Annotated in this window: 19 protein-coding genes and 1 pseudogene; 7 read left to right on the top strand and 13 right to left on the bottom strand. The window is 67.8% G+C overall.

Annotated features, from left to right (window positions below; all coding sequences use genetic code 11):
• Positions 1 to 201 precede the first annotated feature (201 nt).
• Together DWB77_RS01665 and DWB77_RS39540 are read right to left on the bottom strand one after the other, a co-directional pair.
• Complete coding sequence (locus DWB77_RS01665) at positions 202 to 2,007, bottom strand: hypothetical protein (RefSeq protein ID WP_162952334.1); 1,806 nt, start codon at positions 2,005 to 2,007, stop codon at positions 202 to 204.
• A 627-nt stretch (positions 2,008 to 2,634) separates the two neighbouring features.
• On the bottom strand, positions 2,635 to 3,273 hold the full coding sequence (locus DWB77_RS39540) for a sortase domain-containing protein (protein WP_120719556.1): 639 nt from the start codon (positions 3,271 to 3,273) through the stop codon (positions 2,635 to 2,637).
• Between the two features lie 638 nt (positions 3,274 to 3,911).
• On the opposite strand from DWB77_RS39540, the gene DWB77_RS01675 reads away from it, so the two are divergent.
• On the top strand, positions 3,912 to 4,910 hold the full coding sequence (locus tag DWB77_RS01675) for a SigB/SigF/SigG family RNA polymerase sigma factor (RefSeq protein WP_120719557.1): 999 nt from the start codon (positions 3,912 to 3,914) through the stop codon (positions 4,908 to 4,910).
• Between the two features lie 534 nt (positions 4,911 to 5,444).
• Here the strand turns inward: DWB77_RS01675 and DWB77_RS37470 are convergent.
• Both DWB77_RS37470 and DWB77_RS01680 read right to left on the bottom strand, forming a co-directional pair.
• Complete coding sequence (locus tag DWB77_RS37470) at positions 5,445 to 5,615, bottom strand: hypothetical protein (RefSeq protein WP_162952335.1); 171 nt, start codon at positions 5,613 to 5,615, stop codon at positions 5,445 to 5,447.
• A gap of 27 nt (positions 5,616 to 5,642) precedes the next feature.
• Positions 5,643 to 5,999 (bottom strand): PRC-barrel domain-containing protein, encoded by a 357-nt coding sequence (locus DWB77_RS01680; RefSeq protein ID WP_120719558.1) that lies wholly within the window; start codon positions 5,997 to 5,999, stop codon positions 5,643 to 5,645.
• 685 nt (positions 6,000 to 6,684) lie between these two features.
• On the opposite strand from DWB77_RS01680, the gene DWB77_RS37475 reads away from it, so the two are divergent.
• Positions 6,685 to 7,044 (top strand): hypothetical protein, encoded by a 360-nt coding sequence (locus DWB77_RS37475; protein WP_162952336.1) that lies wholly within the window; start codon positions 6,685 to 6,687, stop codon positions 7,042 to 7,044.
• Here the strand turns inward: DWB77_RS37475 and DWB77_RS01690 are convergent.
• Positions 7,022 to 7,771, bottom strand: coding sequence for a transposase family protein (locus tag DWB77_RS01690; RefSeq protein ID WP_120719402.1), 750 nt, complete (start codon positions 7,769 to 7,771; stop codon positions 7,022 to 7,024). The genes DWB77_RS37475 and DWB77_RS01690 overlap by 23 nt on opposite strands.
• Positions 7,772 to 8,843: 1,072 nt before the next feature.
• On the opposite strand from DWB77_RS01690, the gene DWB77_RS01695 reads away from it, so the two are divergent.
• The gene (locus tag DWB77_RS01695) at positions 8,844 to 9,320 is read left to right on the top strand and encodes a MarR family winged helix-turn-helix transcriptional regulator (protein WP_120719560.1); all 477 of its coding nucleotides are present in this window, start codon (positions 8,844 to 8,846) and stop codon (positions 9,318 to 9,320) included.
• Between the two features lie 34 nt (positions 9,321 to 9,354).
• Here the strand turns inward: DWB77_RS01695 and DWB77_RS01700 are convergent, their stop codons facing one another.
• The 7 genes from DWB77_RS01700 to DWB77_RS01730 form a co-directional block, all read right to left on the bottom strand.
• The gene (locus DWB77_RS01700) at positions 9,355 to 10,554 is read right to left on the bottom strand and encodes a PP2C family protein-serine/threonine phosphatase (protein ID WP_120719561.1); all 1,200 of its coding nucleotides are present in this window, start codon (positions 10,552 to 10,554) and stop codon (positions 9,355 to 9,357) included.
• A 190-nt stretch (positions 10,555 to 10,744) separates the two neighbouring features.
• Positions 10,745 to 12,004: a PP2C family protein-serine/threonine phosphatase gene (locus DWB77_RS01705; protein ID WP_120719562.1), complete on the bottom strand. Its 1,260-nt coding sequence runs from the start codon at positions 12,002 to 12,004 to the stop codon at positions 10,745 to 10,747.
• Entirely contained in the window at positions 12,001 to 13,011 is a 1,011-nt protein-coding gene (locus tag DWB77_RS01710) for a SpoIIE family protein phosphatase (RefSeq protein ID WP_120719563.1), read from the bottom strand. The genes DWB77_RS01705 and DWB77_RS01710 overlap by 4 nt, the downstream gene beginning before the upstream one ends.
• On the bottom strand, positions 13,008 to 13,469 hold the full coding sequence (locus DWB77_RS01715) for an ATP-binding protein (protein ID WP_120719564.1): 462 nt from the start codon (positions 13,467 to 13,469) through the stop codon (positions 13,008 to 13,010). The genes DWB77_RS01710 and DWB77_RS01715 overlap by 4 nt, the downstream gene beginning before the upstream one ends.
• Positions 13,453 to 13,857 (bottom strand): STAS domain-containing protein, encoded by a 405-nt coding sequence (locus tag DWB77_RS01720; protein WP_120719565.1) that lies wholly within the window; start codon positions 13,855 to 13,857, stop codon positions 13,453 to 13,455. The genes DWB77_RS01715 and DWB77_RS01720 overlap by 17 nt, the downstream gene beginning before the upstream one ends.
• Positions 13,854 to 14,726: an STAS domain-containing protein gene (locus tag DWB77_RS01725; protein WP_120719566.1), complete on the bottom strand. Its 873-nt coding sequence runs from the start codon at positions 14,724 to 14,726 to the stop codon at positions 13,854 to 13,856. Before DWB77_RS01725 ends, DWB77_RS01720 begins: the two co-directional genes overlap by 4 nt.
• A gap of 422 nt (positions 14,727 to 15,148) precedes the next feature.
• Positions 15,149 to 15,664 carry a MarR family winged helix-turn-helix transcriptional regulator gene (locus tag DWB77_RS01730; protein ID WP_246033346.1) on the bottom strand — a complete coding sequence of 172 codons (516 nt, stop codon included), beginning with the start codon at positions 15,662 to 15,664 and terminating at the stop codon, positions 15,149 to 15,151.
• Between the two features lie 85 nt (positions 15,665 to 15,749).
• On the opposite strand from DWB77_RS01730, the gene DWB77_RS01735 reads away from it, so the two are divergent.
• The 3 genes from DWB77_RS01735 to DWB77_RS01750 all read left to right on the top strand — a co-directional run bounded on the left by DWB77_RS01735 (position 15,750) and on the right by DWB77_RS01750 (position 18,520).
• On the top strand, positions 15,750 to 16,925 hold the full coding sequence (locus tag DWB77_RS01735) for a PP2C family protein-serine/threonine phosphatase (protein WP_120719568.1): 1,176 nt from the start codon (positions 15,750 to 15,752) through the stop codon (positions 16,923 to 16,925).
• Positions 16,926 to 17,019: 94 nt separating this feature from the next.
• On the top strand, positions 17,020 to 17,193 hold the full coding sequence (locus tag DWB77_RS01740; protein ID WP_120719569.1) for a CsbD family protein: 174 nt from the start codon (positions 17,020 to 17,022) through the stop codon (positions 17,191 to 17,193).
• A 334-nt stretch (positions 17,194 to 17,527) separates the two neighbouring features.
• On the top strand, positions 17,528 to 18,520 hold the full coding sequence (locus DWB77_RS01750; protein ID WP_120719571.1) for an LAETG motif-containing sortase-dependent surface protein: 993 nt from the start codon (positions 17,528 to 17,530) through the stop codon (positions 18,518 to 18,520).
• A gap of 1,687 nt (positions 18,521 to 20,207) precedes the next feature.
• On the opposite strand, the pseudogene DWB77_RS01760 reads toward DWB77_RS01750, so the two are convergent.
• Positions 20,208 to 21,002: pseudogene (locus DWB77_RS01760) on the bottom strand (RHS repeat-associated core domain-containing protein); the annotation flags it as partial.
• A 560-nt stretch (positions 21,003 to 21,562) separates the two neighbouring features.
• On the opposite strand from DWB77_RS01760, the gene DWB77_RS01765 reads away from it, so the two are divergent.
• Positions 21,563 to 21,958, top strand: a complete 396-nt coding sequence (locus DWB77_RS01765) for a contact-dependent growth inhibition system immunity protein (protein WP_120719573.1) — start codon at positions 21,563 to 21,565, stop codon at positions 21,956 to 21,958.
• Positions 21,959 to 21,980 lie beyond the last annotated feature (22 nt).

The following is a 21,980-nucleotide window of genomic DNA, read 5'->3' on the forward strand; positions in this document are numbered from 1 at the left end:
CCTGACCACCCGTCGGACAGCCCGCTTCATGAAAGCGCGAGGCTAATGCTCTGGCCGCATAGGTTCACCGGTTTGGCGCTGGCGGCCCCCTGGCCGGTTGGATGTCGTGAGACGTTCAGTTCGGGACGGCGCGATGGCAGAGCCGCTCAGGGTCCGCAGGCTGACCGGCCAGGAGGGCCAGCAGTGGGCCGGAGGTAGTGGTCAGCGGCGGTACATCGGGTGCATCACGCCGCTGTGGTTGGCGAGGGCGGGCTGGCCGGGCATGACGGGCTCGTGGGTGGCGTCGTGCTTGTCGTAGTAGTGGTCCCGTTTGGTGGTCCGCACGGCGACGATCCTCCCGTCGTCTCCGCGGACCGCCATCCAGATGCCATCCGGGGCTGATGCGAGTCCGGGATCGTCCGCAGTGCTCCAGCCCGGCGGGGCTTCGACGAAGAATTCCGTCTCGGTTGTGCTTCTGTGCATCAGGCGGAGCGCACCATTCTGGTTCCTGTCATGGAAGGCTACGACCATGTGATCTAGGTATGTCTGTCCGGCCGCCCCCACCTGGTCGTTGGTGAAGACGCTGCGGATCTCCTTCGCGTGGGGCAGCCATTTCCCGGAGGGGTAGTCATAGGTCAGGTAATAGAGATCTCGGGGATCGCCAGTGAAGGCGGACCTGTATATGCAATGCAGTTGGTCGAACGCGCGCACCAGGCAGGGCGCGTCACTGGAGATGTTGATCGGCCGGTCGACGGCGGTCCAGCTGTCGCCGTTGAGGCGGCTGACGACCAAAAAACCATCCAGCGCGACGTGGACAGCGTGCAGCATTCCCCAGTACTCGGCTAGGGCGGGCCTGTAGTCGCTCTTCCAGCCGTTCCTCACCTGGACGGGTACCCGCCAGTCGCCGTCCTCCAGCACACTCCACATCACCGCGCGGTCGCCGGGACGAATGTACATGCAGTGGAGCTTGCCTTGGAACGAGCACAGAGCTGGCGGTGCCGCGCTTTCCCAACCGAGTGTGACCGGGGCGCTCCAGATGGAGAGGCCGGGGTCCCAGGTGACGTACTCCAAGGCCCCGGTAGGGAAGACCGGCCGGTCGCCGGTGTACTTGACCCGCAGGCTGTGATGGCCGTCGCCGTTGAACTCCCAGACGGTGTCCTTACGGCTGTGCAGCGTACCCAAGGCATGGCGGTCGAAGAGGAACATTCGCTCGCAGGACAGGTCGTCACCGTTCTGGAACAGGCCCCTGAGTACCTCTTTGAGGCTGATGAAGATCTGGAGGACCGTTTCGACCGCATCGATGATCTGGCCGCCGACGCCGGTGATTCCTTTGAGGATGGTCAGAGTGAGTTCGACCCAGATGGGTCGTTTCAGCCACGCCTCCAAGGCCATGAAGAGCTTGTCGTACCAGTCGGAGGGGCTCTGGTCGGCTTCCCACACCTGGACGAGGATGACCACGAACTCCGCGGCGGGGCCGTCGAAGACCAACTTCCTGTCCGCGCGGAACGAGCGGGTGTGGCCCTCCACGACCGCACCGAACTCCTCCGACCGGTAGGTACCACCGGTGGTCTTGTCCGACCGCGCGGCGGCCGTGAAGAAGATCTCGTCCCAGCCACCCCACTGGTCACCGACCGCGCGACTGCACGTGAAGCTCTCGAACTGGAACTGCGCCTTGTAGGTCGGATTGAGCCGGTCGGGGTCGGCCGGCGGTGGGCCGGTCAACGCAGTGGCGCCGAATCCGACATCGCCCAGGGCCACGGTGAAGGCGGTGTTGTCGACCGGCTGGCCCGCCGCCACCGCGGCAAGGCCGACCTGCGCACAGTTCGCCCGGCCCGAGTTCTCCTCACGCATCGCGGGCAGGTGCGCCATCAGATCGGTGAGCCCGAACTCCTCGGCCACCGGCTTGGCCGTCCCCACGGGCGGCAACAACGACACCTCGCCGCCCAGGTCTCTCACCGCCGCCCGGTACTCCGAACCCGCCACGGCGATTTCCTGGTCGGTCATCACCGCGCCGAGGATGTCCAGCACGGACTCCTCGAGCTCGGTCAACCCATGCCAGCCCCCGCCGTTCCGCGGCACGCAGTGCCACCCCGAATAGCACGTTGCTCTGCCTGCCCTGACGCAGGCCGCGGCGCCACTTGTTGTCCGCGTGTGCGCCAGTGTCACGCAGCAGGTCCCGTACTCCTCCAGCGACATTGCGCACCGACGCTTGATCGTCCGCCGACCCCATGCTGCCAGCCCTTCGTCCTCGCGGCGCCGAGCGTGGGCACCCGCAGCGAAGGGGGAACCTCTCCTCAGTCGTCTGATCGCAAACCAGGCGAAGACCCGGCTCCCAGGTCAGTCTCAAGCCTCCCCACTCAAGAGGGCAACGGCAGAAAGACGAGTTCAGCCGTGCGGCGGAGCAGAGACAGAAGGGCACGCGTGCCGTGCCAGAAACCCGCCCCCACCCCCGAGGACCCCTGACCCGCCCAGCGGCAACCCGCCTCTGGTACCTGGCCGTGGTCCTTCTCCGCCATGACACAGCGGTGCTTTGGACTGCCGTAGGGGTGGTGACGGTGATGGCCGTCCTCGCCTACCTCGCCTCCAGGCTCACGGCCCTCCCACAGATCGGGGATGACGTCGGGAACTGGAGCGAACAGCTGGGACTTGTCTCCATCACCTCGGAATTCCTTGCTGCCACTCTCGCAGCCACGGCCCTGACCACCGGCAGGACACGGATACCAACTGCGGACAAGAGCAATCTCCAGATTTCTCAGGTTCCGGGGTAGAGAAGAGGCGCAGTGCTGCGGACGGGGTGTCGAGGCGCCGTTCGTGTGGACGAGGGGAAAGCCCCGCTTCGCTTCTTCGGTGGCGGCGTGAGTCTGCGGTGACGACGAGGTTGGAGCGGTAGGTCTGGTGCGTGCTGTCCCAGCCGGTGCATGTGATCAGGGTCAGGACCGGAGTGGTCGTCAGGCCGTAGACGCGTTCGGATGGGAAGGCATCCTTGGCCCACACGTCCAGGCCGGTGACGTTGAAATGGGCAGTGCTTCCGTCGTGTCGGGTGACGATGATGCGGGACCCCTTGCGCAGGGCTCCAAGGTCGTAGAAGGCGGCGGGCCCGGAGTGGGAGTCCACATGGCCGACGGTGATGGCGTTGCCGTTCTCGCCGGGCGTGACGGATCCGGTGTAACAGCCGGCGTGGTCCGGGTCTGCTGGCAGGGAGACGGAGCCGTCGGTCGCCCTGGTGACTTTGTCGACGCGTGTGCGCAGGCCGATCGTTGGGATGACGATCTCAGCGGGTTCCGCGCGGGGCAGGGCCGCGGTGCGCGGTTGCGTCGCGGGATGGTGCTCGCCGGCAGGTGCGGCGTGGGCTGAGCGGGGTCGGAGGCGGCGGCCCGCTCAGGACTGAGGCGAGAAGTGCGAGCGCGCCGGTGGCGAAGACGTGGCCGCCGCGGTGCAGGCACCGCGGCGGCCCCCGGCAGGAAGCCGGACAGGCCTGCCCGGAGGCGCGTGGATGAAACCGGTCGGGCACCGGCACGGGTTGACGCTCACCGACCACCCCTTCGAGCTGGACAGACTCGGCGTTCACGAGGCGATATGGACGGGTCGCTGATGTTGCCCGGGACTGACCGCCGGACTGACCAAAAGCGGGTCCACACAGTGAGCACAGCACGTCAATTGCCGTTGGCCAGAGCGGCTTCGTTGTGGGCTTGAACGCCAGGCCGGCCCCTCAAGTTCGCGGGCCCCGCCTGCGCGGAGCGTGCTGTTAGACGATCCAGTGCGCCCTGCTGGCCGGCCGGACGGCACTGAACCGGGTGGGTCGCGTGAGGGCACTCGCACGGGACAGGGGCTCATCCGATCTCGTCCAATCCACTGGGCGTCAGATGTATGATGCGAAAGTTTGCTGGGAGACAACTGTTTCCGGGTGTTGACGATTGGGGAGTGACTTCCTGATGACAGCGGTGGCGAGACCTGAGCGGATGAGCCAAACAACGAGGGTCAACACAGCGGCGAGGACCGGCATTTCTGCCTGGGCGGAGATGCCCTGGATCGAGGACGCCGGGGCGATCGCCCCCCGGGATGCCCGGGAACTGTCCAAGTTGTTCTTCGAGGGGCTCCGGAAGGTGGAGGAGGGCTCCCGTGAACACCAGTACGTCCGCAACACCCTGATCGAGATGAACCTGACTCTCGTCCGCTACGCCGCAAACCGGTTCCGTAACCGCGGCGGCGGCGACATGGAGGATGTGATCCAGGTAGGGACGATCGGTCTGATCAAGTCGATCGACCGCTTCGACCTGTCACGTGAGATCGAATTCTCCGCCTTCGCGGTGCCGTACATCGTCGGTGAGATCAAGCGGTTCTTCCGCGACACGGCGTGGGCCGTGCACGTCCCGCGTCGGCTGCAAGAACTCCGCGTAGACATCGCCAGGTGCAAGGAGCACCTCGCCGTGACACTTGACCGCGACCCCAGCGTCAAGGAGCTCGCCGCGCACTTGGAGCTGAGCGAGGAGAGAGTGGTCGAGGCACTGATCGCCGCAAATGGTTTCACCGCAAGCTCTCTCGACACGCCCACTGGTCCGGGTGCCGCAGTTCAAGCCTCTGGCGACAAGAGCCGGGCGCTGGCTGACATCCTCGGCGAAGAAGACCCGGGCATGGAGAAGGTCGAGAACCTTCAGACGCTGGGTCTGCTGCTGGAGGAGCTGACTGAGCGCGAGCGTCACATCGTGAGTATGAGGTTCGGGCTGGAATTGACCCAGGCGCAGATCGGCACGGAACTCGGAGTCTCGCAGATGCAGGTCTCGCGACTGGTTTCGCGCATCCTGGCCAAGCTCCGCACGGGCATGCTCGACGACGCCTGCTCACCGGCACCGAAAGGCCCCGCGCCGCGGTCGACTGCCCCGGCCCGGCACACGGCTGGCCCAGGCCTCAACACCGCGTTGAGCCGGGGGTGACCACCACTCCAGGGTTCGCGGCTGTCATCGGTCTACAGCGCAGCGGCGGAACGGTTTCCTGCCTCGCGTTGGAACCGATCTTCTCCGCGCTTGCCGAGCAGTGGGAGGCTGAAGGCCGTCTCGTTCCCGGGCGGCCGGACGAGGAATGGACGATCCTCGCCCGCAGCCACCCCAGACCCACACGCTGAGCGCGCGGTAGCGAGCAACGCCCAAGGTGGGCAAGGTGTTCAGGTCACGCGGGGCCGGCCCGCGGACTGTAGCGGGCAAGCCGACTGCCATGGGCCCCCGTGAGGCACCCCGTTAGGAACGTGTGGCGGTCCACGGGACCCCGAGTCCGGTCGGACCCGGGGTTCTGCGCGCCGCCCCACACGTCTGTAGCCGTAACCGGACGCCTCTTCGCTCCCCCGCCTGTGACCCCAGGCCGCCACGGCACCCACTGGGAACGGAGTGGTGCGCTCGCTACCCGAGGCCGTCATGGCGTGGGACAGGGGACGCGCGGCATCGGACGACCTGGTGCTCAGCGGTCCGCACCTCTCAACGCGTCGGCCGGTGCCGACCCGAGCGTCGGATACGCAGGGCCAGGTACGCCAGGGCGGCGACGAACACCACGATCCCGATGATGAGCAGATAGAAGAGCCCCTTGGCGACGACGCCGATGATGCCGAGCACGATCGCCGCGATGACGAGGAGCAGGAAGAACGTCACGACTGGATACCTCCTCGATGGGGCCGGTCAGCGGCGGGCGAGCTGCCGTTCGCCGTTCGCTCCGGGCTGGTAGGGCAGGCCGTAATGCGCGAACACCGCCGCCTCGTCCTCCGCAGGCAGCACGTCGTCCGTGCCGAGCGAGGGGCACTTCTTCACCAGCGACCGCTCGTAGTCGACCTTCACGTAGCCCGGCCCGACGACCGCGCCGTTCAGCGGGACGAAGACCAGATGGCGGCGGGTGGGCAGACCCACCTGGACGGTGGCCATAGCGGGCTCATCGGTGCTGGTGTCCACGTAGACGGCCTCCAGCGTGCCGATCTTGTGGCCGCCCGCGTCAACGACGTCGTGAGTGCGCCACTCACGTATGTCCGTGCTCTGGATCATCCTGGAGTTTCCCTTTCGCACGGCGGTTGTCCCCGAAGGGGGACGCTTCTCAGCATGCCCCGCAAAATGGGCCCGTACCACCGGGGTGCACCTCGGGGAGGCGGCCCGACGCTGCCTGTGTCCCGACTCGTGCACCGCTCATATTCACGGGCACGGCTTGGCCTGCGGAGCACGCCCCCAGGGCCCCTGCCCTCCCCATACGGTGCGCCGTGACGAACACACTCCAGGGGCGAGAGCGGAAAACCACGCTTCCCAGCGGGCTGGACCGGCATGACAAAGAAATGTGCACGTCAAGCCTCTCGCGTCCGTGCCGGGTTCGGGCCGCCGACGCCGAGCCGGCGACCGGGAGTACGGAGCCGCGAGAGCAGCCCAGGCGACCGCAGCGAGCGCGGACAGGCGAGCCGCTCTCCTACGGGTAGGCCAGGACGGCAGGCCATCAACGGCACCACCATGCCCAACCTGCCGACGGCGGCCCGGTCCCCCTAAACGGAACGAATGCCACCGCGTGATCTTGTGGATTCCGGGGGTAACGGGCGCTGCACGGTGGCCGCTGGGACCACGCGTATCGAAGGCGGCGCCCCCGCGGGTGCCCATCAACGGGAGGGGTGTTCGCGCATGCGCGGCACACGCACGTCTGTAGCAGCGGCGACCCTGGGGTTCCTGTGCCTGGCGGGAACCACCGCCTGTGGCGGGGACGACGACGAGGCCTTCAAGGGGCAGAGCGCCGACCAGATCGCGGCAAAGGCACCTCAAGGGCAACACCGCCTACTGGCAAGTCAGCCTCAAACAGCAGCCGCAAGCAGAGAAGACGGTACCGAAGCTCGCCGACAAGTGGGTGCGGATGCCTGCCAACGATGACCAACTGACCGGGCTGTGCGACAAGCAGGGCCTGCTGGCGGCGATGGACGAAGACAAGTCCGAGCGTGAGGGAATGTCCCGCGGCGACTCCACCACCATCGAGGGCAAGAAGGCGCTGCAACTGACGAAGCAGAAGGACGGCAAGACCCAGTCACTGAGCGTTTTCAGCGTTGCCTCTCCAGGGTGAGGACGGCTTTGGTGATGACGGTCATGCGGTTGGGGCTGATGCGGGATCTGCGGAAGATCTGCCAGGACTTCAGCCGTGCCATGCCGCGTTCGACTGGTGCTCGCGCCGCGGCCAGGGCCCGGTTGACGGTGCGCTGGGTGAGTGTGAGTTCACCGCCTGGTGGCCGTTTGAGTCCTGTGGTGACCCAGGGGCCGGCGCCCTGATAGGCGCGGTCGGCGATGATCGGGAGGCCCTGACGTTCGCAGATCCGGATGATGCGGTGGGTGCGGGCGGCGGTCAGGTCGTGGGTGCGGCCCGGCAGCGCGGGCGAGATCCACAGCACCTCGCCGGCGGGGTCGGTGACGACCTGGACGTTCACGCCGTGCCGGCGGTGCTTGGCCGAGTAGTCGGCCCGGCTGTCGCCGACGCGGTCGCACTCGACAAGGGTCCCGTCCAGCAGGATGAACTCCGGATCATGCTCGCGCAGCGTTCTGAGCAGGCCCGGGGCCCGTTCTGCGAGCAGGGCGGTCACGGCGGCGACATACGCGTGGGCGGTGCCGACCGATATCCCGAAGCCGGACGCGAGCCGGGTAAGGGTGTCGTGGTGGCGCAGGTACACCAGAGCGACGAGCGCCCGCTGGTGCGGCGGGAGTTTGCAGCGCCGGTCACCCTCGCGGGTGACGATGAGCATCGTGACCCACTCGACGAGGGCATGCGGGAGGTCGAGTGCGGCAGGATAGGGAACCAACAGGGCTCCTGTGCCGATGGGTTGGGACTTCGAACACCTCCCCCAACGGCACGGGGGCCTTGTGCGTTGTGGCCCTCACCTCGACCTCATCGGCGTCACCCGATCAGTGGCCACGCTGAAAACGCTCACTGTTCGTCGCCACCGAAGGCAAACCCTTCATCCTCAAGGCCACCACCTCCGGCGCCTCCCCCGAGACCACCCTCTTCACCGACTACAACAAGCCCGTCAATCCCCCGCAGCCCCCCGCCGACCAGACCGTCGACCTCAAACAACTCGCGACACAGAAGTAACTCAACCCCATCCCCTGCTGCGCGAAAGCTTTTGGCCGCATTCAGTCTCCCCCAGCACGCCGAGAGATAGGCGCGGCCCGCAGGCCACTACGGCAAGCCAACTACCGGAGGTCCGAAAGCAATTGACCCCCCGCTCGCAGAGGAGGCCGTGGCGTTGCGGAGTTGCATGTTCGTAGAGTCCGACCCACGTGCCGATAGGAACAAGCACCTTCCCTCTCCTGGCTCGCGCGAGCTCAATCAGCAGCCCAGGCAGCCGGTGTTGAGCGTGGGACTGCGGGTAGAAGGATCCTTGTCCGGCAGGCAGGGGCCTGTGCCTGCCGCGGAAGCCAGTCATGGCCGAAGGGTGACCCCGGCTGCGACCCGCCTCTGTCTGCCGGACAGGGGCCGGGTCTCTGGATATGAGCCGGGGTCCTTTGCGCAGCCGCGACCCGAGAATGCGGCGACCCGAGCGCTGGCCGTGAGGGGTATGCGCCGACCCCGGGCGCAAAGGACGTCCGGGCCGTTTCTCTTTTTTCCGTGCGTGAGAGATGCGCGTACGTTTGCGATGTCCGGAGGGGGACATACGGACGGGCAGGCGTGTTCGGCGAGGCGGAGGCCGCCCCGCTTCACCGGCAGCACGTCCTACAGGGCGGATTCGAAACTGCGCACGTGGAAGATGACGTGAACAGGAATAGATCCTTCAGCAAGAGCATATTAGGTGGACACCGTTCGGGGAGCGCCGGGTGGCGAGTGAAATGAGCTCCTGAAGGGGATGTGCACCTGCTCAGTGGGAGAGACGGCCGATGGACAGCGCGGAGTCTTCGGATGACGATTCCCTGCATGGCGTTGCCCAGCAGGTGTCTGAAGCCGCAGAGGATCTGATCACGGCCTGGAACAGGGCGACTCAAACGGCAGTCCCGCGCCTGTCCAACCTCCAGCGGGAGGCTCTGTCGGTCGCCCATCGCCACCCGGGCATCAATCTCACGGGCCTGGCTGAACGCATCGGTGCCTCGCCCCCCGCCGCCAGCAGGCTGTGCGACAGGCTGGAGGCAGCAGGTCTTCTGAAGCGTCGGCGTACCTCGGCCAACCGCCGCGAGATCGAACTGACGCTGACTTCGCAGGGCCGGGACATGCTGGAGGTCCTGTCCGAGCGTCGCCTGGGGGCGATCAGGAGGGTTCTCCGAGGGGTGCCCGCAGCTCAGCGAGGGGCGCTTCTCGCGGGCCTACGGGCCTTTTCCGAAGCCGTGGCGGCGGCCGAAGATGTGGTCCTCGAGCCGTGAACTCGCACGCGCGCTGACGAGCCGGGCCGGGCGTTCAGTTCGTTGACGGCGGCTTCCCTCTCCAGTCCAGGCAGACGACCGCCGCGTCGGTGGGCAGTTCGTCGCCGCCGTGGTACTGCATCAGCCCGTCCACGACAGCACGCGCCGTTTCATGGGTCGAGCCACCGCGAGCCGCAGCGATGGTCTCTGGGAGCGCTTGTGTGCCGAAGGGATGGCTGCCGGCGTTCTGGGCGGCGTGGACGCCGCTGCTCACGATGATGAGACGGTCGCCGGGATCGAGTGTGAACTGTTCCGCGCGGTACAAGGTCTCCTCGAACATGCCGAGCGGCAGCTGAGCGTCGAGGTGAACGCGTTCCACGACGCCCCGGCGCAGGCGGAACAGTTGAGGAGATCCGGCGTCCACGACGTGGGTGTGGCCTGTCGCCAATTCGATACTCAGCAAGAGGGTGGGTGCCGACAGCCTGCCCACGTATTCGCCGTAGACCGCCTGGTCGGCGAGGCATGCCTGGTCCTCGAGGGAGATGCCTGCGCGGCGGGCGTTGCGCAGGGCGTTGACCGTGAGGTTGGTGAGGAGGGCTGCCTCAATGCCTTGTCCCTGGCCGTCGGTGACCGTGATGGTGAGCGCGTCGTCGGTGACGCTCCAGTCGAAGTTGTCACCGCCTACCGCGTAGGCCGGCTCCAGGTGGGCGCCGAGGGTGAATGCGTCGCCGTCGAAACCGCGTCCGGGCAGGAGCTGCCACTGCATTTCGGCGGCCAGCGTGAGGCGCCTGCGTCGGCGGGCCTGGAGGTAGAGGTCGGTGTCGCGGTCCGCGACCAGCAACTCGTGTCCCAGGGCGGTGGCGAAGGCGGCCAGTTCCAGCACGCCGGACGTGCCCTGGATCGACGGCTCGGGGAGGTGGATGGAGAGAACGCCCAGCCGGTCGCCTCGTACCGTGATCGGTACGTGCACCAGCACCATGCCCGGTTTGTCGGTGACCTCCACGACGGGTGCTTCGGCGGTGAAGGCGCGGCCCGCGGCGCTGCCGCCCCGGACGTTGGCCGCGTCACCGGTGTGGGGCAGGTGCGTCACGGGCTGGAGGACGGTCAGGCCGTAGTCGGCCAGGAGGAGCGTGACATCCCGGGCCCGTACGCAATCGGCCAGCAGGGAGCGCGTTGTGGACAGGAGGGCCGTCGGGGGTGCCTGTCTGAGGGCGCTTTCCGCGCGACCGAGCCAGCCTGTCGAATGCCTGTTCATGGCCTTCTTCCCTCACGTGAACGTGTCCGGCCGCCGGTGGACCCGAATGGCGCGGTGTGTTCGTCCACCGCGCCCATCATCCTCACGTCCCGGCGGGAGGCCACCGGCGGGGCACCCAAGGAAGAATCTCGCTGCCCGGCAATTATATCCAGCAGGCAATTATGCATCTGAGGACGGCAGGGGCGAAGGTTCATTGGTGCGCCCCGCTCCTGGGTTGTGGGATGCGGATGGCCAGGGCGAGCGTGTCGTCGGGGTGGAGGACGACGGTGTGCATGTCGGCGGCGATCGCGGCCGGGATGTCGGCGAGCGGCTTCCCGGTGTGTTTGCGCGCCGCTTCGACGAGCCGCTCTTCCCCTTCGACCGGGTCTCTGCGGCTCTCGGTCAGTCCGTCGGTGTACAGGATGAACAGATCCCCGGGGTCAAGCCGGGCCCGCAGGGTCCGTTCGCTGCCCGGCAGCGGGAAGCCCACCCCTCTCCCGGGCACTTGCAGGTAGCGGGCGCTGCCGTCGGACTGGAGCAGCAGGGCCGGCGGGTGGCTTCCGTTGGCCAGCTGCATCTCACCGGTGGTGGGGTCGATCCGGGCGAGGAGCACGGTTGCCATCAGTCCCGGGTCCAGCGGCATGAGCAGTTCGTGGGCGCGGCGCAGGATGGATTGCAGGGGGTACCCCTCAAGAGCGAGGGTGCGGACGGCGTGGGTGACGTCGAGGGCGGTTCTGGTGCTGCGCACGCCGTGGCCGAGTGCGTCCACGACGGTGATGTGGAGCGTTCCGTCCGGCAGAAGGAACCAGTCGTAGAGGTCGCCCCCGGTGGGGGCGTGCGGGTCGGCGGGCTCGTAGTGGACGCCGAGTTCCAGTCCCTCGACTTTCAACGGGGCGGGCCGCAGGGCGTCTTCGAGTTCCTTCAGCATGCAACCGTGCGCTTGGCGCAGCTGTTCGTCGCGCTCTTCTAGTTGGACGTAGAGGGCGAGAACACCACCGTTGGTCTCGGCCAGTTCGTGCTTGAGCCGGCGGTGCTCGGCCCTGAGGGCGTCCGTGATCGCGAGGGCCGTGCGCAACTCCTCGTCCACGGTCCCCGCTTCACTGTGCCGGGCCGCGCCGAAGTCCGGGCGGCCCCCACCGCGGGGTTCGTGTGCGGCGGGCAGGGGGATGCGCCAGGTCAGTGTGGTGGACGGCGCTGCCGGGGCAGGCGGCAGCGGCAGGCCGATCCTGGCGAGCGGGCCGGGGGCTCCGGGCGCGGTCAGCGTGGCGGTCATGAACGAAGCACTACCGTCGAGGTTCGTCTCGATACCGGCGGCGAGGGTAACGGGGCGGCCCACGGTGACCTCGGCCTCCGCCGCATCGGAGATCGAGAGGACGAGGCGGGAGCGGACCTCGGGAGGCAGTCCATAACGCCGCGCGGTGGCGCGCACGGCGGACCGCAGGGCCGGCAAGGAGTAGAACGTGCCGTTCACGGGAGCCTCGGGTGGGGTTTGACCGCGAGGACGGTCGCATCGTCACGGGTGCTGCGGTAGTTGTGCGTCACCGAGGCGGTGAGCAACTGCGGGGGCAGGCGCAGCGCGAACAGGGAGGGGGCGTGAGTCCAGCGGGCGTCGATGCCGTCGGTGTGCAGGACACCCGTGGTGCCCGCGGGCAGCGGAATGGCGTGGGTCTTGGGGGTCGGCATACGCCATCCGACGACGCCGGGTTGTCCGGTCAGACGGTGGTGGACGCCTTCGTGGGACAGGGCCACCGCGCGGATGTTGCCGATCCCGCAGTACACGGCCCGTTCGCCGTCCAGGCGCAGCACGGCGACGGCCGCGCCCCGGGTGTGGCGCAGGGTGCGGTGCAGAGCGGTGAGGATGTCGGGCAGCGGGCGGGCGGAGGCTGCCCGGAAGGAGCGCAGGGCGGCCTGGGCGGCTTCGGCGGCTTCGATCCCATGGCCGAGACCGTCGACGACGACCGCGGTGCGGATGGTGCCGTCGTCGATCACCGCGCCGGCGTCGCCGCAGTGCTCCTCGCGGTCGGCGGGCAGACACACCAGAGCAGCGCTCTGCCGGGCCACGGCCGGCTGGTCGGGGCGGGTGAGGCGGGCGCAGGCCAAGGTGCCCACGCCGACCTGGGTACGGATGGTGAAGTCACTGGCGATGCGGCTGACCGCGCCGAGACCTGCTCCCAGGGTGCCAACAGTGGTGTAGCCGTCGGCCAGGCAGCGTTCCAGTTCGGGCATGCCCGGGCCGCGGTCGGCGGCCAGGATCTCCACTCCGCGCCCCAGGGGAAGCGGCTGTATGTAGAGGGCGCCGTCCCTGGCGTGCTTGTCGATGTTGCTGGCGAGTTCGGAGGCGAGGACCGCCGCCTGGTCCGGCAGGGCGCCAGGGAGCCCGCACTGCTCGCTCAGGGAGCGGGCGGCGGCGGCCGCCAGGTGCACCGCGCTGTAGTGGTCGATGCGGACGTGGGCTGCCGCAGTGAGAGGCAGCATCATTGGCCGGTCCAGCGGGTGACGATCACGGTCGTGCCCCGTCCCGCCTCGGTGTGGACCTCGAAGTCGTGCATGAGCCGGCGCGCGCCGCCGAGCCCGTGGCCAAGGCCGGCGCCGGTCGTGAACCCGTCGGTGAGGGCGGCGTCGATGTCGGGGATGCCGGGGCCGTCGTCGCTTATGGTCAGGCGCAGCCCTGTCCGGCCTGCCCGGCTGAGATATTCGATCGCGAGGGTGCCTCCCCCGCCGTGGACGTAGGCGTTGCGTGCCAATTCGCTGGCGGCAGTGACGACGCGGGTCTGGTCGATGATGCCGAAGCCCGCTTTCAGCGTGGCCGCGCGCACGGCGTGCCGGACCGTCAGCAGGTCCTCTTCCGTCCTTAGAGTCTGGCGCTCGGGCGCCGGGTTCTGCCCCCTCGTCCGCGTAGCGGCGGCTGAGGTGGTTGGGTCAGCGAGTTGTGTCATGGTGTGCCCCTCCCGGGGGCTGCTGGTGCCACCCGAGTGCCGCCATGCCCTGTTCCGCGTTCAGAGCTGTTTCGACGCCGTCGAGTTCGAGGCCCAGTTCGACCAAAGTGATGGCCACCGCCGGCCGCAGACCGGCCACGATGACCCGTGCTCCCAGCAGGCGTGCCATGGACGTCATCTCCATCAGCATGCGCGCCACGAAGGAGTCGACCATTTCCAGCCGCGAGATGTCGATCAGGACACCCCGCGCGCCTTCCGCGGATATGCGGTGCGTGAGTTCGTCGGTGAAGGCCAGCGCGGACTTGTCGTCGAGCTCATTGAGCAGCCCGGTGACCAGGACGTCGCCCAAACGCAGAATCGGGACTCCTCCCGTCGGCTGCTCCCTCACCGACGTACCGCCCCCTGGTGGGCCGTGTCCGAGGTCAGCTTGATTGCCTCGGACAGCGCGTCGGCCAGGCTGGCACGCGTGAGGATCTTCGACAGGTCGATGCCGAGCTGCGCGATGGTCTGCGCGATCGGCGGCCGGATGCCGCTGATGACACAGTCCGCACCCATCAGGCGCACGGCGTTGACAGTCTGCATCAAGTGCTGGGCCACCGCCGTGTCCACCGTCGGCACACCCGTGATGTCGATGATCGCGACCTGCGCCTCGTGTTCCTGGATCGCCTGGAGCAGGTTCTCCATCACGATCTGGGTACGGGCCGTGTCGAGGGTGCCGATCAACGGGACGGCCAGGACGTGCCGCCACAGGCGCACCACCGGCGTCGACAGTTCCAGGAGCTGTCGGCTCTGCCTGCGGATGATCTCTTCGCGGCCCTCGACATACGTATCGAACGACAGCGCCCCGGCCGCGTCCAGCAGCCGGTTGACCAGCAGGGCGGCCGCGAACAACTCGGCTGACTCATCGGTGGCGCTCTGCACCGCCTCCAGCACGGCCTCCTTGAGGAGCAGAACGGCCAGCGATGTCGCGGTCGGCGTGGCACCACCCCGGGCCCGGCGCAGCGAGAGATCAATCACCGCCCGGCGCAGCTCCCCGTGCGTGTTCACCACCTGGGAGACAGGCAGTTCGGTGTCCAGCCCCGCAACGAGGGCGGCGATCAGCGTGTCGGCCTCTTCGCGCAGCTCGCGCTCGCCGATGCCGGTCCTCAGCTCGTCCTGCGCCATCTGAAGCTCGACCCACCGGTCGGCTACCGTGTCAGCGTTCGCCTGCAACGCCTTCGCCACACGCTGACGCACCACGGCCTCGCTGCTACCCACCCGGATCCCTTTCATCGGCCCTGCCGGGGAGCGGATGCTCGCACCGTCCTGCCGAACATACGTCGCCCGCTAACTGTTGTCGTGCGGCAAATATACGCACGCCTCAAGCAAACATGAAAGACCTGTCCCCCTTACGACTCGGCAAAGGGTCCATTGCCCCCTCCGGGGGCTGAACGTCCTGAGCCGCAACGGCGTTGGGGAGAGCCGACTTCCCGGGGCACACAGCGGACGCCCACCCTCGGGCGCCCCCCTCGCGTCCGACGTGATCGCCGGACAGGGGGCGACGCCCCGGGGTCAACGGCGGAAGCCGGAGTCCATCTCCAGAGGAGTGGCACAAGATGGACGGAGGTTCGACACTTCGAGGCCGTGAGGGGCGGGACCGACGACGGTGAACCTGGTGGCACACCGCCCGCGAATCGGCGTCAAGCGGTGCCCGTCGTCTCACCCCGCATGGAACCGGAGGCGCCCTTCTCGCGCAGCACCGCCGACCGGAAACCGGCGAGCCCCCGTGCGAAAGCCGACTGTTCGGCGGACGTCATGCCGGCTACCACCTCGGCCAGCGACGCTTCCCGGCGCGCCCTGAGATCCCTGAGATAGCGCACGCCTTTGCTGGACAGGCGCAGCTCGACTTCCCGCCGGCTGGCCGAACTGGGAGCCCGCTCGATGAAGTCGAGAGCATGCAGGCGATCACACATGCGGCTCACCGACGAAGGAGCCGAACCCAGCTCCTCGCCCAGCGAGCGGAGATTGATGCCGTCGTTGTCGGCGAGAATGTAAAGAACCCGTAGCTGAGAGGTCGAGACTGGGGCCGTCGGCGCCAGGTCCCGGCTCTGGCCCCACAGCACCTCCAGTACCTCGATGACCTCACGGGCCGCGACCGCAGCTGAGCCTTGGTGGCCGGCGGGGCCCTCGTCAAAGTGGTCGCTCTCAACAGGCACGGTCTTCAACCGTCTTGGCAGTCGCTGAGGCACAAAAAGACCCTCCCGCTCCTCTGCATCTTCTCGAACAGGCGGTATACGAACGGTGGACAGGTTCACGGCTACGGAACGCGCGCTGCGTCAAGCGGCGCCGCACGCTCTTCTGCAAGCGGTGCAGGAGGCCCTCGCCGCACACTACGGAGCCGTATCCGTCGACCTGCTCATGGCCGACTACGCGATGACCATACTGCAACCCGTCAGCGAGCTCCCCTACACCGCCGAACCGATTCCTGTCCACACCAGCTCCCCAGGACGAGCCTTCGGCGCGCAGCAACCCTATGCCGTGACGGACGACCGGACCGGGCGGATGACCGCCCACCTGCCCATCAGCGTGCGCGGCGACCGCATCGGCGTCCTCGCCGTGGACCTGCCACAAGAGAGGTACGACCCCGTCGTGGAACGGGAGCTCGGGGACATCGCCGAAGTGCTCGGGCACGAGATCGTCGTCGGCGAGCGGGACACCGACGTCTACCTCCAGGCCCGACGCGCCAACCGCCTGACCCTGGCCGCCGAGATGCAGTGGCAACTGCTGCCCGGAAGGTCCTGTTCCCGTCCCGAGTACGAGATCGGCGCCCAGCTGGAGCCCGCCTACGCGATCTACGGCGACAACTTCGACTGGTCCACATCCGCCGACCACCTCACCCTGGCCATCACCAACGGCATGGGGGAAGGCATCGAAGCCGCCCTCCTCACCAACCTGGCCGTCAACGCGCTGCGCAACGCCCGCCGCGCCGGGCTCTCCCTCGCCGACCAGGCCTACCTCGCCGACCAGGCCGTTTACGGGCATTACCACGGCCACTCCTACCTCTCCACCCTGCTGCTCCGCTTCGACCTCGACACGGGACAGACCCAGATCGTGGACGCCGGCTCCCCCCACATGTGGCGCCTGCGGCAGGGGAAGGCCGAGCAGATCCACTTCGAGGCGCAAATGCCGCTCGGCATGTTCGAGGACACCCCCTACACGACCGAGCCCTTCCAGGTCGAGCCCGGCGACCGCCTCGTCTTCGTCAGCGACGGCGTCTACAACGTCGCCTCCCCCGGTGGCGAGCGCTACAGCGAGAAGGCCCTAATGCGCGCCCTCACCAGCACCCGCCTGCTGCCCGCCCCCCAGGTCCCCCGCGCCGTCCTCCAGGAACTCGCCGGCCACCGCGGCCCCATCGACGCCGACGACGACGCCATGGTCGTCTGCCTCGACTGGCATGGCCGTCAGAACGAGGACTGACCGGCCACCCGGGTGAACGACGGTTTCGGACCGGGCCGCGGGGACATGAGCGACAGGAACGCATTCCCCCCTGTGGTTCAAGGAGTTGGGTGTCATGGCAGGCGACGAGAAGACGAAGTCCAAGGTCGAGCAGGCCAAGGGCAAGGTGAAGGAAACAGCCGGCCGTGCTGTGGGCAACGAGCGCCTGGAGGCCGAAGGCCGCGTCGAGCAGGCCAAGGGCGACGCCCGCCAGGCCAAGGAGAAGATCAAGGACGTCCTGAAGGACTGACCCCGTCCTTCTGCACGTCTACCGGTGGCCCGGCTCCCGCGCCTGATCGCACGGGACCGGGCCACTGGCATAAGTACGCAAACTCCGCAAAGGCGACCGCCCGCCTCCCAACCGCCGGGGCCCAGTCGCCAGCCATGCCCACAAGCTGCCGGACGGCGTGAGCGTGCTCGGTTGTGCGGTGGATCACATAAATACTCCGTGAAGATAGGGCAACTGTTTCAGGCCATCACGGATCATGCTTATGGAACTGGTGGGCCGCCCGTGTCTCTTCCGGCTGCGGACCACCACCCGTGCCGTGCTTCCGTGCGGCACGCCTGACGTCACCGAGGGACTCATGAAGCTTCGCCGTGCCATGGCCGTTGCTGCTGCGACTGCCGCTATAGCACCTGCTGCCTTCCTGGCGGCTCCGGCCGCGCAGGCCGCCGAGAGCATACCCAGCACCGCCTCGCCCAGCCCTTCCGTCCCGTCCAAGCACGGCGTTTCCCCTGCACCGGGTGAGGCATCCAAGTCGCCTAAGAGCCAGACACCTTCCGAAGGAGGCGAGACGCCCGGCAAGGCAGCCCACAAGTCCCCGTCGGCCGGCAAGTCGCCCGTTGCCGAGCCGAGTTCGCCGGACGAGGGTGGCGATGACCCGGCGCCGGGTGAGGGCGTCTGCAAGATCGACGACCCCTCCTACAAGTCGAAGCTGACAGCCAAGATCAGCGGCCTGCCCGGCAAGATTCAGGCAGGCAGCGGCTGGCACAACTTTGACCTGAAGGTGTCGAACACGACCAAGGAAACGGTCAGTGACGTCCTGTTCTACGCGGGCGTCGGCTCCAGCGACCCGGATGCACCACTGCCGTTCGAGGCTTCCAAGGTGGCGCTCCAGGTGAACGTCAACGGCACGTGGACCGACGTGAAGGACGGGGACCACTCCGGTGCCTACCTCGACCTGCACACCTTCGGCCCCAGTGCAGCGGCCACGTTGAAGCTCCGTATGGACGTCAAGAAGAACGCGCCGATCGGCAAGGGCCTCACCATCGGCGGCGGCATCTACATGGACACCACCGGTGACGGCTGCATCGACCCCGTCTTCGACAGCGTCGTCCTTCAGATCGTCGCACCGGGCACAAAGACCGAAGGCACCACCCCGCAGACGGGCGGCCAAGTGCCCATCAGCGGCCAGAAGCCGACCAACAACAACACGACGCAGCTGACTGGTGACCTCGCCGAGACAGGCTCCTCCTCACTCACCCCGACACTCGCCGTCGGCGGCGGTATCGCGGTCCTGGCCGGTGGCGGCGTCCTATTCGCGATGAAGCGCCGCAAGAACAACCTCGCCAGCTAGGCCGTGTTCTAGAAGCGGCTTGCCTGGCGGCGATCAGCGACATGGCGGACTGTCAGCCGGTCCGGAGGCACACACCTTCGTGCTCTGCACTCCGGTCCGGCGGACTCGATGATGGTTCGGTGACGAACATCAGCGACGACCACGTGAAGGTTCAGTTCCGCATGGAGATGGGCGAGGACGGCTAGCCGCCGGTGAGCGTGGAGAGCCTGGCTGCTGCGCGGCCGGTGTGATGGGAGCGGTCGGTGAGGGCCCAGCCCCGCAGCGGACCACATCGCAGGGCTCGATACAACGCCCTGTTGTCCCCACCCGGAACACATGAACAACGTGCACGGGAGAAAGCGTGGTGCCGCATCCCGGCCAGGAACGGGAACGGCCACCGCGTGATCCTCGGAGGTTGTATGGACCCCCGAGGATCACGCGATGGCTGCGGCCCATAACGTAGGCCCTGCTGGCCGGCGCCCTGACCCGCGACCCAACCGCTCGTGTCAACGGGTCCTGCCCGGCCGACTGTGTCCAGCGGGCGGTGCATCCAGTCGCCGTCCCCTGAGGGTCGGGCCCCTATTTCTTCGTACGGGCCTGTACCACTGCGAAGATGATGAAGCCCACGATGGCGATTCCAAACAAGAACCAGTCTGGCACTCCACCGAGCCCCTTGTATGCCAGTACGGTAGGCGTGACGGACGATTGCACGAGAATGCCTTCCTGCTCGGGATCAGAACTGAGCTGGCGGCGTCTTCGTAAGCAGATTCAGCGGCGTTACCGACGGCCATGCCGCCGACGGCGCAGGATCCCCCCTGCTCCCCAGCCGGGTAGGTGCAGCCGGCAGTGAATCCCCTGTCTACAGCGAAGCTGATCGCCGTACCGGCAACGCCCTTGTAATCTCCTGTCGCCAGCTGACCCAGGAACTGACCGGCCGCGATGGCGTCTCCCGCCTTGCCAACGGTGTCCATCACGCCGCTGAGGCTGACGGTGCCCGCCGGGTCGATGCGGTTGACGGGGACGCCCTCGGCATAGAGGTAGGGATCTTTTCCTGGCCGGAGGGGTCGGTCTGGGCGAAGCGGCCCAGTCCAAGCGCGAACACCCTACGCGTGACAGAACGCGGAACTTCGCACAACCCAAGCGATCACAGCGCCCACGCCCTCGCGTAAAAACCCAGCCGTGCCCCCTAATAGGGCCGCTCCCCCGAACAGCGGCCGCCAACTCGCCGAGGTGGGAACGGCGAAACAAGGCAGCGGTGCTGTCCGGGCACCCCCGTTGCGTCAGGAGCACATGCCAGCGGGCCTGGCACCTTCTGGTGGCTGTCGCGCAGGGTGGCGGTGTCGCCGGAAACGGCGGTTGCCGAGCGCGGGTCGACGGCCGGTCCTGGGCCGCGGCCTGGACGGGCGACGACCTCACTGAGCAGCTATTGGTCGGTCTTGTCCCTACGACGGAAGCGCACGGCCGCTATCCCTGAGCCGACGGCCAGAAGTACGGGAAGGGAGGCCACCCACGCTTTGGTGGCAGACGCCCCTGACAAAGTCATGATGACGCCGCCCAACACGTAGATGGCCAGGAAAGCGCCAACTAGGTTGGCCACGGGGTGGCCCCGGGTGCGATCTTCGAAGTCTTCCAAGCGTCCCATCGTGTTCCTCCTGTTGTACACCGGTGGGGACCTGCGGGAGCAGGTCCCCACTTTCCGCGATAGGGATCAGGAGAGCCAGGTCTCCACGCCCTGTGAGGTCAGTTCGCCCGCCGCATAGCATCCAGCCGTCGACAGGAACCCGGACTCCGGGCCCGTCGCTGCTTCACAGATACCACCGACCACGACACCGGCGGCCAGACTCGCAGACCCTCGTGCAGCGCCTACGACATCACCGGAGACCAAGTCTTTGCCCACGTCGTACAGCGACTTCGCATCGCCGATCTTGCCAACCACTCCGTCCACGACGGACAGGGCGGAGGTTCCGTTCGGGTCGATGCGGTTGACGGGGTCGCCTTCGGCGTACAGGTAGGGGTTCTTTTCCTTGCCGGAGGGGTCGGGCTGGGTGAAGCGGCCGAGGTTGGCGTCGTAGTAGCGGGCCTGGAGGTGGTAAAGGCCTGTGGCGTCCTGGTAGTTGCCGGCGAAGCGGTAGGGCTGGGCGACCGGCTCCGTGGACTGCGCCAAGATGCGCACGCCGCGGGGGCTGTAGGCGTAGGCGTCGACCTTGTTGCCGTCGATGTCGGCGAGTGCGACCACCGAGCCGATGGCGTCGGTGAGGTAGAAGTACGTCTTGCCCCCGGTCGTCATGGAGTTCAACGTGCCCCCGGGTTCGCGGTTGAAGCCCATGTCGACGCCGGCAGTTGTCTTTGCGGACAGGCCGAGGGGCCCGTTGTGGAAGAAGGTGTCACCGAGACGGATGCGTTCGCTCTGGTCAGTGGAGCCGTACTGGCCCGCGTACGCCTTGCCGCCCACCGTGATCGACGCCAGCTGGGAGTGGTCCGTGTAGGACTCCCCTGTGCGGGCGTAGTGATCTTTGAGAGCAGCCCCCCGCACGGGTCCCAGCCGCGGCTCGAGGACGGCTACTTCGCCGGCGCCCGCGACGTCGCCGACTACCTGCTGCGCATCGCCAACAAGCGCGCGGCCGGCGCCGGTACCAATCACCGCTGCGCCCGGAGACGGCGATCAGGGCCCGTCGAACCAGGCCCCGGTCGAGCGCCGCCACGAAGGCCGGGCCGCGCGCGGCGGCCGGGGTGTCGTCCCGCGGGTGGGGCAGCCCGGGGTGTGGGGGCCGCGGTGTCCTCGATCGCGGTCAGGCAGCGGGTGACCTCCAGGAGGCGGCAGGCCCCCGTCCCGCTGGTCCCGAACTCCAGCCCGGCCATACGTCTCCCAGCCCGGGGACCCCAGCACGGTCCAGACACGGGCGGCATGCGCGTCACATGGGGGCTTGGTGACTCTCCAGCTCCTACGGCCCACGCCGCCCGTTTCCCCTCTCTGGTGCCGGCCTCGCCGCCTTCACCGGCCACTGAACGCTCCGGCGGATATCGCACAGCGTGGTGCGATCTGTGCCGTGGGATGATCGTCCGGTGACTCGACGTGCAGACCTCGACCGTTCCCTGGAGGAGCTGGAACGCGACTGCTGGGCCGCCCCACCGGCTGAGGCAACTCGCCTTGCTGCGACGGTGCACAAGCTGCGCCGTCGGCCGATCCGCGAGCTGACCGTCGAGGACCTGCGCCTGCTGATCAGACAGAATGTCGGACTCGCCCATCTGCTACCGCTCGCGCTGGAGGTGTTGCGAGACGATCCGATGGCCGCAGGCGACATGTTTGAAGGCGATCTGCTGTCCGCAGTACTCGCCATCAATCCGGCCGTCTGGGAACAGTTGCCCTCCCTCGGCCGGGAGCTGACCATGATCGTCTCTAAGTTGACCGACCTGCCGCCGTCCCTGATGCACGACACCGCAACGTTCCTGGCCCGGTAGACGCTTCGGCGCCGCTGGACAG

This window comes from Streptomyces hundungensis (assembly GCF_003627815.1).
Taxonomy (GTDB): Bacteria; Actinomycetota; Actinomycetes; order Streptomycetales; family Streptomycetaceae; genus Streptomyces; species Streptomyces hundungensis_A.